General features: G+C 72.2%; 11 protein-coding genes. 3 read left to right on the top strand and 8 right to left on the bottom strand.

The features are described from left to right. The first annotated feature begins 95 nt into the window (after positions 1 to 95). Positions 96 to 1,277, top strand: coding sequence for an acyltransferase family protein (locus FHS34_RS14565; protein ID WP_184965081.1), 1,182 nt, complete (start codon positions 96 to 98; stop codon positions 1,275 to 1,277). Positions 1,278 to 1,359: 82 nt separating this feature from the next. On the opposite strand, the gene FHS34_RS14560 is transcribed toward FHS34_RS14565, so the two are convergent. The 3 genes from FHS34_RS14560 to FHS34_RS14550 form a co-directional block, all read right to left on the bottom strand. Beyond that, positions 1,360 to 2,769, bottom strand: a complete 1,410-nt coding sequence (locus FHS34_RS14560) for a polysialyltransferase family glycosyltransferase (protein ID WP_221508886.1) — start codon at positions 2,767 to 2,769, stop codon at positions 1,360 to 1,362. Next, positions 2,766 to 3,752 carry a glycosyltransferase family 2 protein gene (locus FHS34_RS14555; RefSeq protein ID WP_184965079.1) on the bottom strand — a complete coding sequence of 329 codons (987 nt, stop codon included), beginning with the start codon at positions 3,750 to 3,752 and terminating at the stop codon, positions 2,766 to 2,768. Before FHS34_RS14555 ends, FHS34_RS14560 begins: the two co-directional genes overlap by 4 nt. A 200-nt stretch (positions 3,753 to 3,952) precedes the next feature. After that, positions 3,953 to 4,603, bottom strand: coding sequence for a TetR/AcrR family transcriptional regulator C-terminal domain-containing protein (locus tag FHS34_RS14550; protein ID WP_184965077.1), 651 nt, complete (start codon positions 4,601 to 4,603; stop codon positions 3,953 to 3,955). A 71-nt stretch (positions 4,604 to 4,674) separates the two neighbouring features. Here FHS34_RS14550 and FHS34_RS14545 point away from each other — a divergent pair, with 71 nt between their 5' ends. After that, a complete protein-coding gene (locus FHS34_RS14545; protein ID WP_184965075.1) occupies positions 4,675 to 6,051 on the top strand; it encodes an FAD-dependent monooxygenase in 1,377 nt (458 codons plus the stop codon). Between the two features lie 37 nt (positions 6,052 to 6,088). On the opposite strand, the gene leuE is transcribed toward FHS34_RS14545, so the two are convergent. Together leuE and FHS34_RS14535 are read right to left on the bottom strand one after the other, a co-directional pair. Beyond that, the gene (gene leuE / locus FHS34_RS14540; RefSeq protein ID WP_184965073.1) at positions 6,089 to 6,739 is read right to left on the bottom strand and encodes a leucine efflux protein LeuE; all 651 of its coding nucleotides are present in this window, start codon (positions 6,737 to 6,739) and stop codon (positions 6,089 to 6,091) included. A gap of 48 nt (positions 6,740 to 6,787) precedes the next feature. Then, the gene (locus tag FHS34_RS14535; protein ID WP_184965071.1) at positions 6,788 to 8,368 is read right to left on the bottom strand and encodes an acyl-CoA mutase large subunit family protein; all 1,581 of its coding nucleotides are present in this window, start codon (positions 8,366 to 8,368) and stop codon (positions 6,788 to 6,790) included. A gap of 80 nt (positions 8,369 to 8,448) precedes the next feature. Here FHS34_RS14535 and FHS34_RS14530 point away from each other — a divergent pair, with 80 nt between their 5' ends. Next, entirely contained in the window at positions 8,449 to 9,273 is an 825-nt protein-coding gene (locus tag FHS34_RS14530; protein WP_184965069.1) for a L,D-transpeptidase family protein, read from the top strand. A gap of 457 nt (positions 9,274 to 9,730) precedes the next feature. Here the strand turns inward: FHS34_RS14530 and FHS34_RS14525 are convergent, their stop codons facing one another. From FHS34_RS14525 to FHS34_RS14515, 3 genes are all read right to left on the bottom strand, one after another. Continuing rightward, positions 9,731 to 10,903: a hypothetical protein gene (locus tag FHS34_RS14525; protein WP_184965067.1), complete on the bottom strand. Its 1,173-nt coding sequence runs from the start codon at positions 10,901 to 10,903 to the stop codon at positions 9,731 to 9,733. Beyond that, on the bottom strand, positions 10,903 to 11,565 hold the full coding sequence (locus tag FHS34_RS14520; RefSeq protein WP_184965065.1) for an RNA polymerase sigma factor: 663 nt from the start codon (positions 11,563 to 11,565) through the stop codon (positions 10,903 to 10,905). Before FHS34_RS14520 ends, FHS34_RS14525 begins: the two co-directional genes overlap by 1 nt. A gap of 293 nt (positions 11,566 to 11,858) precedes the next feature. Further along, the gene (locus FHS34_RS14515) at positions 11,859 to 13,349 is read right to left on the bottom strand and encodes a tryptophan 7-halogenase (protein WP_184965063.1); all 1,491 of its coding nucleotides are present in this window, start codon (positions 13,347 to 13,349) and stop codon (positions 11,859 to 11,861) included. Positions 13,350 to 13,354: the final 5 nt, after the last annotated feature.

Genomic DNA, 13,354 nt, shown 5'->3' with positions numbered 1-13,354 from the left:
TTTGAATCGCCTTTCCTCCGTCCGTGGTGCATAGCGTCGTTCCGTTGACTCACCGACGACACTCCAGACTTCGCACCCGCCGAGAGAGGCCCACGATGAATCCGGCCGACCAGACCCTCGCACCGGCGAGCACCGTCGGGGCGCTGCCCGCCGAACGGCTGCCGGTCCCCGGCGCCCTGCCCGCCGGTCCCGCCCGCAAGCGCGCGGGTGACCGGCTGCGCGCCCTGGACGGGCTGCGGCTACTGGCCGCGCTGATGGTCTGCCTCTACCACTTCGCCGGCAAGAACGGCGAGGTCGCCGACTCCTGGCACCAGTCCCCGTCGGGCGTGTTCCCGACCCTGTCGCGGGCGGCGACCTACGGCTGCCTGGGCGTCCAGTTCTTCTTCGTCATCAGCGGTTTCGTCATCTGCATGAGCAGCTGGGGCCGCACCCTGGGCGAGTTCTTCCGCTCCCGCGTCTCCCGCCTCTACCCGGCCTACTGGGTGGCGCTGCTCCTCGTGGGCGCCGCCTCGGTCCTGCTGCCGGTGGTGGTGCACCCGCTCAGGTCGGACGAGTTCCTGATCAACTTCACCATGCTGCAGCAGCCGATGGGCGTGCCGCGGGTGCTGGGCGTGTGCTGGACGCTCTGGGTGGAGATGCGGTTCTACGTGCTCTTCGCGCTCTTCGTGATCTGGCGCGGTGTCACCTACCGGCGTGTGGTGACGTTCTGCATCCTGTGGACGCTGGCCGGTGCGCTCGCCCGGGTCGCCGACACCCCGCTCACGGACGAACTGGTGATGCGGGACCACGCGCCGTACTTCATCGGCGGCCTGGCCCTCTACCTGATCCACCGCTTCGGCAGCGACCTGCTGCTGTGGGGCATCGTCGCCATGTCCTTCCTGCTGGGACAGCGCTACTCGGTCACGGCCCTGTGGCACCCGGGCGTGCAGGGCGACTTCCCGCGCGACCCGCATGTCGTCCAGGTCATCGTCTTCCTGTCGTTCGCCGCGGTGGCGGTGGTCGCGCTCGGCTGGACGCGCTGGGCGAACTGGCGCTGGCTGACGGTGGCCGGGGCGCTGACGTACCCCTTCTATCTGATCCACGAACACCTGGGCTGGTTCGTCATCCGGGTGCTGCACCGGGGTCTCGGCCTCGGCCCGTACCTCACGCTCGCGGTGACGGTCCCCGTGCTGCTGGGGCTGGCCTGGCTCATGCACCGCTTCGTGGAGCGGCCGTTCGGGCCCCGGCTGAAGCGGGCGCTGGCGGAGAAGCGGCCGAGGATCGTCCCCGTGCGCTGAACAGGCTCTCGCCGGGGACGGAAGACGGCGGCCGGCGGGCGCTGAGCGCTCCCGCCGGCCGCCGCGGTCTTCCCGGGTACGGCTACCGCTGACGTGCGCGGATCTGCTTCACGGCCTTGCGTACGGCCGGGTGGCGGCGCAGCGCCTCGGCGCGTACGGGGCTGCCGCCGGGCAGGCGGAGCGCGGTCAGGCGGCGCTTCTTGAAGTACTGCGGATGTCCGGCGAGGTGCGCGGCGAGCCAGGCGGCCGCTTCCTCGTGCAGGCCGGGGTGCTTGCGGGACTGCATGCAGTAGCCGACGGTGCGCACGAGCGGGCCGAGCTTCCCGCCGAGCGAGTCGAGCGGGAGCGGGGCGCCGGTCTCGTCGCGTTCCGCGTCGGGCAGGGCCGCGTCGATGATGGTGAGCGGGATGCGGTTGCTGTTCTCGTACGGCGTGATGCGGTCCAGGAGCAGTTCCGTGCCGACCCGCGCGACCGGGATGCCGTAGAAGGCGGCGGCCGTCATCAGCGCGGTGGAGAAGCAGCCGATGACGAGTTCCGGCTTCAGCCGGGCGAAGACGGTCTCGGCGAGCACGGGCTCGCTCAGGACCGTCAGCCGCACCCCGAGGGCCTCGGCCTCCGCCTCCAGCGTCCTGTTGTAGACGGAAGGGGCGCTGGGGTGGGGCTTGAAGAGAACACCGCGGTGGCCGGCGCGGGCGGCGGCGCGCAGCATCCGGACGTGGAGTTCCTCCTCCTCGTCCTGCGTGATCAGGTCGATCGCCGAGAGGTACTGGCCCAGCAGCACCGCGGTGGGCCGGTCCTCGGCGGGGACGCGGCCGGCGAGGATGCCGGCGCCCTCCTCGCCGATCTGGGAGAGGACCTCGACGATGGACTCGTTCGGCACGGCCACGGGCTCGACCCCGTACTCGGCCAGGAGCATCGGGCGCAGCCCGGGTATCAGGTCGAGGTGGAGCACGCGCGCGATGCGGGTGCTCATCTGGTGCGGGATGCGGTTGCGGGTGGGGCCGTAGCTCATCAGGCCGTCCGCGTACACGTGGATCGGGCTGTCGGCGAAGATGTCGGCCACCGCCCGGGAGGGGTTGGCCTGGATCGACTCGCAGGCGATCTCGACCGGCTCGTCGCCGAGGTTCCACGCGAGGCGTACGGCCTTCTCCCACAGCACCAGGTCCTGGCCGCGCGGCGACCAGCCGGCCGGGTGGTGCGGGGAGATGAAGTCGTTCCAGGAACGGACCTCGTCGAACTCGGGGCGCAGCCGCTCGAATCCGGCCATCCGGTCCAGCGGGGTGCCGACCTCGGGAACGGCGGCGGTGTTGCTGACGACGAGGATGCGGCGGTGCTCGGCGCGGGGGCCGAAGAGCCCGGCGCGCAGGGCGGCGGTGACGGTGGCGGCCGCGTACTGGGTGGCCGAGAAGAATATCTGGGTCGTACCGCGCCGGGGCGTGCCCCCGGCCGGGGCCGTGCCCGGGCCGCTGTCGTTACGGTCCGTGCCGCTCATGCGGCGACTCCCTTCATACCGCCGCGTATGCGCCGCAGGACGTGTACGCGCTGCTCGCCCATGCCGGCGAGGGCTTCGTTCAGTTCTTCCTCGCCCATCCGGCCCAGCGCCTCACCGGCGAGCTGCCGCAGCCGGGCGGCGACGCTCCGCTCGAACCGGTCGCGGCTCAGCAGCTGGTGGGCGATGACGACGCAGTAGTTGCGCAGGGCCTTCTTGCGCAGCGTGCCGGCCTCGGGGTCGTCGGCGAGTTCACCCAGGACGAGGTCGAAGGAGCGGAAGAAGTCCAGCTGGCGCACGTCGCCGATCTGGGTGAGGGAGCTGGCGACGCCCCTGCGGTAGAAGACGCCGCGCAGGGGGGCGACGGCGTAGGACTCCGCCCTGCGGTGCAGCTCCCAGATCCAGGGGCGGTCCTCGGCGGTGCGCAGTCCGTCGTGGAAGCGCAGCAGGCCCCGGTCGAGCAGGCGCCGGTGGTAGACACCGGCCCAGGCGTACGGGTAGTCGACCATGGTCGTCTCGCCGACGGGGAGGATGGAGCCGCGCGGGTCGAGCGGAGTGTCACGGCGTCCTTCCGGGGCCCGGTGGACGGAGCGCTGCACTCCGGTCACCTGGACGTGGTCGGTGCGGACGAAGTCGACGTCCAGGCGTTCGATCCGGTCCACCAGGCTGTCGAGGTAGCCGGGGGCGAGCCAGTCGTCGCCGTCGAGGAAGGTGAGGTAGCGGCCCTCCGACGCGTCGATGCCGGTGTTGCGCGCGGTGGCGAGACCACCGTTCTGCTCGTGCCTGATCACCCTGCTGTTGGGCAGCCGTTTCGTCAGTTCGAGCAACGCCTCGTACGTCTGGTCCTTGGTCGACCGGTCCTCGACGAGGAGGAACTCGAAGTCGCTTCGGGCGTTGTTGACGAGGCTGGCGACCGTCTCCGGAATATATGTCTCGACGTTGAAACAGGGGATGATCACCGACAGTTTCGGGGAGCGGTTGGTCACACGTACACCCGGGCTCTCTCAGCAGGTCGTCTCAGGGGCAGGTCGCTGCGACCGTAGAAAGTGTTCGACGCCGGGCGGCGACCCCCGCCGGAACGCGGGGTGAACGCGGAGTGGCGGCCTGAAGTCACCCCTCGCGGGGCGTCCGCCCTTCCCGTCCGCCGCGGTCCGCTCCGGCCCGCTCCGGCCTGTTCCCCTTGGGTTCAGTCGAACCCGTACCGCGTCCCGATGCCGGCGATCACCAGCGCCAGCCCCTCCTCGAAGTGCTCGTCGTAACCGTCGAAGAGCAGCTTCCCGGCCTCGGCGGCCAGCGGGTACCCGTCCATCCGGCGGGCGCGTTCCTCGACGTCGAACCCCTCCCGGCGCTCGCCCGGGAGCGGCCGCACCCCCTGCTCCTCGATGAGGAAGCCGAGGGTGTACATGTGTGTGGCGCGGGCCGCCTGGACGGCCTGGGCGAGCGTGAAGCCGGCGTCCGTCAGCAGGCGCAGGGTCGCCTCCATCTCGCGGGCGTGGTCCGTGCCCGTGAAGCGTGAGCCGCTGAAGACCCTGGCGCCGTCGCGGTAGCCGAGCAGCGCGGCCCGCAGCCCTCGGTTGGCCTTCAGCAGCCGCTCCCGCCAGGTGTCGGCGGGGTCGAGCGCCACGCCGGCGACCATCCGCCGGTACATCTCCGTCGCCATCTCGTCCAGCAGCGCCTGTTTGTCCTTGAAGTGCCAGTACAGGGCGGGCGCCTTGACGTCCAGTTCCCGGGCGATGGCACGCAGGGTCAGCCCCTCCAGACCGACCTCGTTCAGCAGCCGCAGCGCCGTGTCGGCGACGCGTCGGCGGTCCAGGGGGGCGCGCTTCTCGGGGCTCACACTTGACAGCTTAACAGCGTTAAGGGCACGGTTGCCGGCGACAGCACTTAACGGCGTTAAGGAGATGTGCGATGGATGTCGTGATCGTGGGAGCGGGTCCGACGGGTCTGGCGCTCGGCATCGACCTCGCCCGGCGCGGGGTGGAGGCGCTGGTGGTGGAGCGGGACGAGGAGCTGTTCCCCGGCTCGCGCGGCAAGGGGATCCAGCCCCGCACCCAGGAGGTCTTCGACGACCTCGGCGTCCTGGCCGCCGTCCGGGCGGCCGGCGGCCCCTATCCCGACCGGATGATCTGGAAGGACGGCGAGCGGACCGGCGGACAGCCGATGTTCGAGAGGATCCCGGCGGACGAGGGCACGCCGTACACCGAGCCGCTGATGGTCGCGCAGTGGCGGACCCAGGAGGTGCTGTACGCGCGGCTGGTGGAGCTGGGCGGCCGGGTCGCGTTCGGGCACGAGGTGACGGGTCTGGAGCAGGACACGGACGGCGTGACCGTGCGGTTCGCCGACGGCACGGCCCTTCGCGCGGGGTACGCCGTCGCGGCCGACGGGGGCCGCTCGGTGATCCGGGGCGCGCTGGGCGTCGGCATGGCCGGTGAGCAGGTCGACCCGGCCTCGTTCCTGGTGGCGGACGTACGGCTGACGGGCCTCGACCGCGACCACTGGCACATGTTCTGGGAGGCCGAGGACACCGGCCTCGCGCTGTGCCCCCTCGCCGGCACGGACGACTTCCAGCTGCAGGCACGCCTCCCCGAGGGCACCGCGGCCGAGTTGTCCCTGGACGGGGTCCGCGGACTGGTGGCCACGTACACCCACCTGGCCGCGGACCAGGTGACCGAGCTGCGCTGGATCTCCGGCTTCCGGCCGCGCACCGGTCTCGCCGACCGGTTCCGGGTGGGCCGGGTGTTCCTCGCGGGCGACGCGGCACACGTCCACTCCCCGGCCGGCGGACAGGGCCTGAACACCAGCGTCCAGGACGCCTACAACCTGGGCTGGAAGCTGGGCGCGGTCCTGCGGAACGGGGCGCCGCGGGCCCTGCTGGACACCTACGAGGAGGAGCGGCGCGCGGTCGCGGCCGACATGCTCGGCCTGTCGACGGCCGTGCATCACGGAGAGGTCCGGCGCGGGAAGGCGACGGTGCAGCTGGGGCTGGGCTACCGGGAGTCGTCGCTCAGCGTGGACGCCCGTACGTCCCCGGCCGCACTGCGCGCGGGCGACCGCGCGCCCGACGGCAGCGTGGACGGCGTGCGGCTCTTCGACGCGTACCGGGGACCGCACTGGACGCTGCTGGGCGCGTCGGTGCCGGGAGTCCGGTCGCTCCCCTCGGCGCCGCCGTCCTACGGCCCGGGCGTCTTCCTGATCCGCCCCGACGGGTACGTGGGCTGGGCGGGCGACACCACGGAGGGCCTGCGCGCGTACGCGGAAGGCACGGGAGCCTTCACCGCGGCGTAGGCCGGCGTCGCGGGAGCGGCACCGGCCCGACGAGGTGTCAGGCGCCCGCGAGCGACAGCTTCACCGCGAACCCGAGGAAGAGGGCACCCGCCGCCGAGGTGGCCGTCGCCGACAGCCGCTTGCGACGGCGGAAGGCGGCGGCGAGGCGGGTGCCGCCGAATATCAGGGCGCTCAGGTAGAGGCAGCTGGCCACCTGGGCGAGGGTGCCGAGGACGACGAAGGAGAGGCCCGGGTAGGCGTAGCCCGGGTCCACGAACTGAACGAAGAAGGCGACGAAGAAGAGGATCGCCTTGGGGTTGAAGAGGCTGACGACGAAGGCACGGCGGAAGGGCCGCTCGTCGGCGGTCCCGGCGGGCCCGGCGTCCTCCAGGGTCTGCTCCCGCCGGGTCCGCCACAGCTGCCGGGCGGACCGCAGCATCCCGATCGCCAGCCAGGTCAGATATCCGGCACCGGCGTACTTCACGACCCCGAACAGCAGCGCGTTCCCCTGCAGCAGCGAGGCGACGCCGGCGGCGGACAGGGTCATCAGCACGGTGTCCCCGCACCACACGCCCGCGGCGGCGGTGTAGCCCGCCCGCACCCCGCGGCGGGCGGCCACGGACAGGACGTAGAGGGAGTTGGGACCGGGCAGCAGGACGATCAGGGTCAGTCCCGCGAGGTAGGTGGGGAGGTCGATCACGCCGAACATGGAAGGAGTGTCGCACGGGGGTACGACACCCGGTCCGGGGCGGGTCGGTCAGAAGGCGTCACTGGGCACATGGCTCCCCCACACGTCCCGCAGTGCCCCGCACACCTCCCCCACCGTCGCCCGCCCGCGCAGCGCCTCCTTCATCGGGTACAGGACGTTTTCCTCCCCCTCCGCCGCCTTCCTCAGCGCGTCCAGTGCCGCGCGCACCGCCCCCTGGTCCCGCCGCGCCCGCAGCCCCGCCAGCCGCTCGGCCTGCCGGGCCTCGATCGCCGGATCCACCCGGAGGGGCTGATACGGCTCCTCCTCGTCCAGCCGGAAACGGTTCACGCCGACCACCACCCGCTCACCGGAGTCGGTCTCCTGCGCGATGCGGTACGCGTTCCGCTCGATCTCGGCCTTCTGGAAGCCCCGCTCGATCGCCGCGACCGCCCCGCCCAGGTCCTCCACCCTCCGCATCAGGCCGACGGCCGCCTCCTCCACGTCGTCCGTCATCCGCTCGACCGCGTAGGAGCCCGCGAAGGGGTCCACCGTCGCCGGTACGTCCGTCTCGTGGGCGAGCACCTGCTGGGTGCGCAGCGCCAGCCGCGCGCTCTTGTCCGTCGGCAGCGCGATCGCCTCGTCGAAGGAGTTGGTGTGCAGGGACTGGGTTCCGCCGAGGACGGCCGCCAGGGCCTGGACGGCGACCCGGACCAGGTTCACCTCCGGCTGCTGGGCCGTCAGCTGGACCCCGGCCGTCTGGGTGTGGAAACGCAGCATGAGGGACTTGGGATCGCGCGCGCCGAACTCCTCCCGCATCACCCGGGCCCAGATCCGGCGCGCCGCGCGGAACTTGGCGACCTCCTCCAGCAGCGTCGTACGGGCCACGAAGAAGAAGGACAGGCGGGGGGCGAAGGCGTCGACGTCCATGCCGGCCGCGACCGCCGTGCGGACGTACTCGATGCCGTCGGCGAGGGTGAAGGCGATCTCCTGCACGGGGGACGCGCCCGCCTCGGCCATGTGGTAGCCGGAGATCGAGATCGTGTTCCACTTCGGGATCTCGACGGCGCAGTACTTGAAGATGTCCGCCGTCAGACGCAGGGAGGGCTTGGGCGGGAAGATGTACGTGCCCCGCGCGATGTACTCCTTCAGCACGTCGTTCTGGACCGTGCCCGTCAGCCGGCCGGCCGGCACCCCCTGCTCCTCCGCCACCAGCTGGTACATCAGGAGCAGCAGCGCGGCCGGCGCGTTGATCGTCATGGACGTGGAGACCTGGTCCAGCGGGATCCCGTCGAACAGCACCCGCATGTCCTCGACGGAGTCGACGGCCACCCCCACCTTGCCGACCTCGCCGTGTGCCAGGGGGGCGTCGGAGTCGTGGCCCATCTGGGTCGGCAGGTCGAAGGCGACGGACAGGCCGGTGGTGCCGTGGGCGATGAGCTGCCGGTAGCGGGCGTTGGACTCGGCCGCCGTGCCGAAGCCGGCGTACTGGCGCATGGTCCAGGGGCGGCCGGTGTACATGCTCGGGTACACCCCGCGGGTGAACGGGTAGGCGCCCGGTTCGCCCAGTTTCCGGTCCGCGTCCCAGCCGGTCAGGTCGGCCGGCCCGTAGACCGGCTCGATCGGCAGGCCCGACTCCGACTCACGTGCCATGGATGCCTCCGCAGTACGACCCGTACCAACTCACCATGCCCCGTAGTTCGGCGCCGGTCACGCGGGGAAGCATCCTCGGCATGAGGATCTCGGGGACACCCGCCGCCCTGCTCGCCTCGGCCGCCGCCGCGGTCACCGCGCTCGCCGCGCTCTGCGGATGCACCGTGCAGCCGCCGGGCGCCGACGGGAAACACGGCCTTCCGGTGCATGTCCGGCTGCCGGACGGCGGCGGTGCCGGGTCCGGCCGGACGGCGGGCGCCGGGCAGCCGGCACCGCGGGTGCTGTGGTCGCGCGGGGACAGCGGGCCGGCCGTGCGGGAGCTGCAGGCGCGGCTGCGTCAGATCGCCTGGCTGACCGGCGGGCCGACGGGGTCGTACGACGGGCCGACCGAGCAGGCGGTCAGCGGCTTCCAGGGCAGGCGCGGGCTCGCGCGCACCGGTGCGACGGACACCGAGACCTGGCGACGGCTGGTGGCGATGACGCGCCCGCCGGGCAGGTGGGAGCTGTATCCGATGGGCGGTCAGCCGGTCGACGCGGCGGATCCGCGCTGTCTGGCCGGGCGGGTGCTGTGCATCAGCAAGAGCAGCCGGACGCTGCGCTGGATGGTCGACGGACGGACCCTGTCCACGATGTCCGTGCGCTTCGGTACGGAGTACACCCCGACCCGTGAGGGTGTGTTCAGCGTCTACTGGAAGTCACGGCATCATGTGTCGACCCTCTATGACGCACCGATGCCGTACGCGCTGTTCTTCAGCGGTGGCCAGGCGGTGCACTACTCGTACGACTTCGCGGCGCGCGGTTACGCGGGCGGCTCGCACGGATGCGTGAACGTCCGCGACGAGACGGCGATGGCCTCGCTCTTCGCCCAGGTGCGGATCGGCGACAAGGTCGTCGTCCACTGGTGAGACGCGGCGGACGTGCTGGGGAGAGTTGCGGGGCGCGGGCGGGACCGGGGGAACGTGTCCCGCCCGCGCCAGGTGCACGAGCCTTGGGTACGGGGGGAACCCCGGCTCAGTGCGACGGCCGATGACCAGTCGGCTCACTCAGTACTGCGTCACGGGCTCCAGAAACGTCACACCCCCCGCCGAGAATTTTTCGCATCGAGCAAAATCGCAGGTCAGACGGGTGACGTGGACTGTGCGGGAGGGGCGGGACAGGCAGGCGGAGGGGCGACACCGGCCGGTTGGGTGCGGCTTGGGGGACGGGGGAGGCGCCGGGGGGGCGCGGAGGCGGGTGAGTGGCGTCGGGGAGAGGGCGGGCGCCGCGGGAGAGACGAGCGAGTGACGCCGGGGCGGGTGGCGGGCGCGGGAGCCCGGCAGTTCTACGTGCGGGAGAGAGTGACGCCGAAAAGGCGGGCTCGGGTCAGAGTGCTGTGTGCGTCGGGTTCGGGGTGGGCCGTTCGGCGCTCGGGCGGGTCAGGTGCGGGGCGGAGGGAGCGGGTGCGGCGGCGCGGTGCCGGCCGTTCTGGCCGTGGCCCCGGTGGCCGTCGCCGTAGCTGCGGCCGCGGTCATGGCCACGGTCGTGGCCGTGGTCACGGTCGCGGTCGTGGCCGTGGTCGCGGTCGTGGGCGTCGTCTCCTGCGCCGCCGTGTCGGCCGTCGCCCTTGTCCTGGTCGCCCTGGTCGCCTTTGCCCTTGCCGTCCTTGCCGGTGCGCTTGTCCCGGTCGTGCCCGTCGCCGGTGCCCCCGCCCGTGCCGCCGTTCGTGGTGCCGGAGACGGAGTCGCCGGCGGCCAGCAGGATCTTGCAGTACCTGGTCACGCGGGCGGGGCCGCCCGCCAGGTTCTCCAGGGCGCGCTTGCGGCCGGAGTCCAGGTCCCTGCCGTCCCGCAGGGTCCGGCAGGCGGCGGCGACGCCGTGCCTTCCCGCGCCGGACGTCGCGGAGGGGGCGCCGGCAGCGGCGCCCCGGCCCTTGCCGTCGTCCTTCCCCTCGGCCTCGTCGGAACCGGCGCCGCGCCGCCCGTCCGTACGCCCGCTCGGAGCGCCCGTGCCGGTCTCCCCGCCGGATGTGCCCGGCGTGGACGGGGAGACGGCCGGCGGCCCGGTGGTCGTACCGGCGGAGACGGAGGCGCCGGGGCGCGGATGCTCGTCGCCGAACGGCGTGGGCAGCACTCCGGTCCCGGCGGCCATGGCGACTCCGCCGAGTGTGCCCACGGCCAGCGCGGCGGCGAGCGCCAGGCGGGCCGGGCGGGCCCAGCGGGGGCGCCGGGACCGGATTCCGGTACGGGCCGGGGCACCGATACGGACCAGGCCGGCGTCGGCGCGGGACGCGGCGGGGCGGAGGGCGGCGGGGGCGTGGGCGGCGGCGGTGCGCTGCGCCTCCGCGGCCTCCCGGGCCTTGCGGAACGCGGCCAGCGCCGCCTGCTCACCGGGGAGTTCACCGGAGGCGGGGGCCGCCTCGCCGGACAGCGCACCGAGCGCCTTTGAGAGGCGTTCGGCCTGGTCACGGGCGGAGGCGTCGACGGCTTCCAGTGACTCACCGCGCAGCAGACGTTCCACCGTCTCCCGGTTAAGCCACTTGTACTGCTCGTCGGCCATCACATGTCCTTCTGCGTCCGCGCACGCGTATGCGTCACAGTTGCGGACGTCACCGCACCACGGCGCGGTTCTCGCTGGGGCGGAAGCGCGTCGAGTCCGCCCGCCGATTCCGGATCCGCGCCGATCAGCTCGGCGAGCCGTTTGAGGCCGCGGTGCGCGGCGGTACGGACGGCACCCGCGCGTTTGCCGAGGGTCTCGGCGGCGGTCTTGGCGTCCAGGCCCACCACCACGCGCAGGACGACCGCCTCGGCCTGGTCCTGCGGGAGCCGGGCGATCAGGGAGAGGGTGCTGTCGGTGGCCAGGGCCTCGATGGCCTCGCCGGCCGTGTCGGACTCGGCGGCTCTTCCGGTCAGCTCCGTCTCGTCGCCGCCTATGGCGGGACGGCGGCCGCGCATGCGTATGTGGTCCAGGGCGCGGTTGCGGGCTATGCGGGCGGCCCAGCCGCGGAACCGGTCGGCGTCACCGCTGAACCGGTCGAGGTCGCGGGCGATCTGGAGCCAGGCCTCGGACGCGACGTCCTCGGCGTCCGGATCGCCCACCAGCGTGCGTACGTATCCGAGCAGCCGTGGATGCACGGCGCGGTACACCGTACGGAACGCGGTCTCGTCCCCGTCCTGTGCCGCACGCACCGCGGCGGTCAGCTCCGCGTCGTCCCCCAGCACCGTACTCCCTTTACGCCTGTCTTCGGTCGGCGCGAAAGGCACGTTACGGCGTTAAACCGCTGCTCGTCCATGTCTGTAGAAGATGCAACTAACTCGTGACCGGGTTCGGATGTGCACAGGGTGAGGTTCCGGCGTGGCCGGGGTGTGACAGAAACCGCACTCACGGCGCTGAAGAAGGTACGGGTCGCGCGCGGCCCGTCAGCGCGACGGCCGGGGCCTCTCCTGTGGGGGGTGGCGGCCCCGGCCGTTGCCTCAGCTTCGACGCGGGGCGACCACATGTCAGGGCTTCGGGCTCACTGCTCGGCCGACGCCACCCAGCGCAGGCCGTCGGCGGAGGGCACCAGCCCGCCGGAGAACAGCGCTTCCGCCGGATCGAGGTCGTTGCCGAGCGCGGCGTGGACCTGGATCTGGGTGCCCTGCTCCATGACGCTGCCCATGATCTCCGACTGGTACAGCGCAGTGGCGTCGTCCCCGCCGGTCCGGTCGACCTGGGCCACCGACCGCTCGAGTTCACCGGCGGTGTGCTGGAACCGCGTCCGTACCGAGTCGGCGTCCACGAAGGCGCCGTCGAGGGAGGCCACCCCGCCCACCAGCTCGACGAAGGCCGCGAGCTCCGAGTCCGCGAAGTTGGTGACCTTCTTCGCCTGCCAGAAGTACGACTCGTGGTCGCTGTTCATGTCGTAGAACGACACCAGGAACTCGTAGAACAGCCCGAACTCGTGGCGGTAGCGGGCGTCGAACTCGGCGAAGCTCTCCTCCTCGCCGAGGTCGCCCGCCAGCACGGAGTTGATGGACCTCGCGGCGAGCAGGGCGCTGTAGGTCGCGAGGTGCACCCCCGAGGAGAAGACCGGGTCGATGAAGCACGCGGCATCCCCGACCAGCACCATTCCCGGGCGCCAGTAGCGGCTGTTGCTGTACGAGTAGTCCTTCCGGACGCGCACCTGGCCGTACACGCCCTCCGTGACGCGTTCGGCGTCGGCCAGCAGGTCGTCGATCCGGGGGCACTTCGCGATGAGCCGCGCGAGCGCTTCGGCGGGGTCGCCCTGCACCGAGTCCGCGAACTCCCGGGTCACCACCGCGCCCACGCTGGTGAGGTCGTCGCCCAGCGGGATGTACCAGAACCAGCCCTCGTCGAAGGCGGCGCAGAAGATGTTGCCCTGCTTCGGCGCGGGCATCCGCTTGCCGCCTTCGAAGTAGCCGAAGATCGCGATGTTGCGGAAGTAGTCCGAGTAGGTGCGTTCGCCGCCGGCCCGGCGGTGGATCCGGCTCTTGTTGCCGGACGCGTCGACGACGTACCGCGCGTGGACCGTGTGCCGGGCGCCGGCCGCGTCGGTGTAGACGACCCCGTGGACCCGCTCGCCGTCCTCGATCACCTCGGTCACGGCGCAGTTCTCGCGCACGTCCACCCCGAGCTTGCGGGAGTGCTTGAGCAGGATGTCGTCGAACTTCATCCGCTCGACCTGATAGGCGTAGGAGGTCGGGCCGGCCATCCGGGGCGAGATGGCGAAGGCGAACGACCACGGCTCGGGGCTGCTGCCCCACCGGAAGGTGCCGCCGAGCTTGCGGGTGAAACCGGCCCGCTCGATCTCCTCGGAGACACCCAGCAGACCGCAGATGCCGTGCACGGTCGCCGGCAGCAGTGACTCACCGATCTGGTAGCGCGGGAAGGACTCCTTCTCGAGCAGCAGCACCCGGTGTCCCTGCTTGGCGACGAAGGACGCGACGGTCGAGCCGCTCGGGCCACCGCCGACCACGACGACATCGAACTCTTCCGCAGATGACACGGACA

It is taken from the genome of Streptomyces echinatus (assembly GCF_014203595.1).
GTDB lineage: Bacteria > Actinomycetota > Actinomycetes > Streptomycetales > Streptomycetaceae > Streptomyces > Streptomyces echinatus.
The sequence above is the reverse complement of the archived record's forward strand: the minus strand, read 5'-3'. Positions and strand labels throughout refer to the sequence as shown.

Excerpts from the sequence above, each read along its gene's own strand:
- FHS34_RS14565 (WP_184965081.1), top strand. The coding sequence starts at position 96 with ATGAATCCGGCCGACCAGACCCTCGCACCGGCGAGCACCGTCGGGGCG.
- FHS34_RS14530 (WP_184965069.1), top strand. The coding sequence starts at position 8,449 with ATGAGGATCTCGGGGACACCCGCCGCCCTGCTCGCCTCGGCCGCCGCC.
- FHS34_RS14525 (WP_184965067.1), bottom strand. The coding sequence starts at position 10,903 with ATGGCCGACGAGCAGTACAAGTGGCTTAACCGGGAGACGGTGGAACGT.
- leuE (WP_184965073.1), bottom strand. The coding sequence starts at position 6,739 with ATGTTCGGCGTGATCGACCTCCCCACCTACCTCGCGGGACTGACCCTG.
- FHS34_RS14545 (WP_184965075.1), top strand. The coding sequence starts at position 4,675 with ATGGATGTCGTGATCGTGGGAGCGGGTCCGACGGGTCTGGCGCTCGGC.
- FHS34_RS14535 (WP_184965071.1), bottom strand. The coding sequence starts at position 8,368 with ATGGCACGTGAGTCGGAGTCGGGCCTGCCGATCGAGCCGGTCTACGGG.
- FHS34_RS14560 (WP_221508886.1), bottom strand. The coding sequence starts at position 2,769 with ATGAGCGGCACGGACCGTAACGACAGCGGCCCGGGCACGGCCCCGGCC.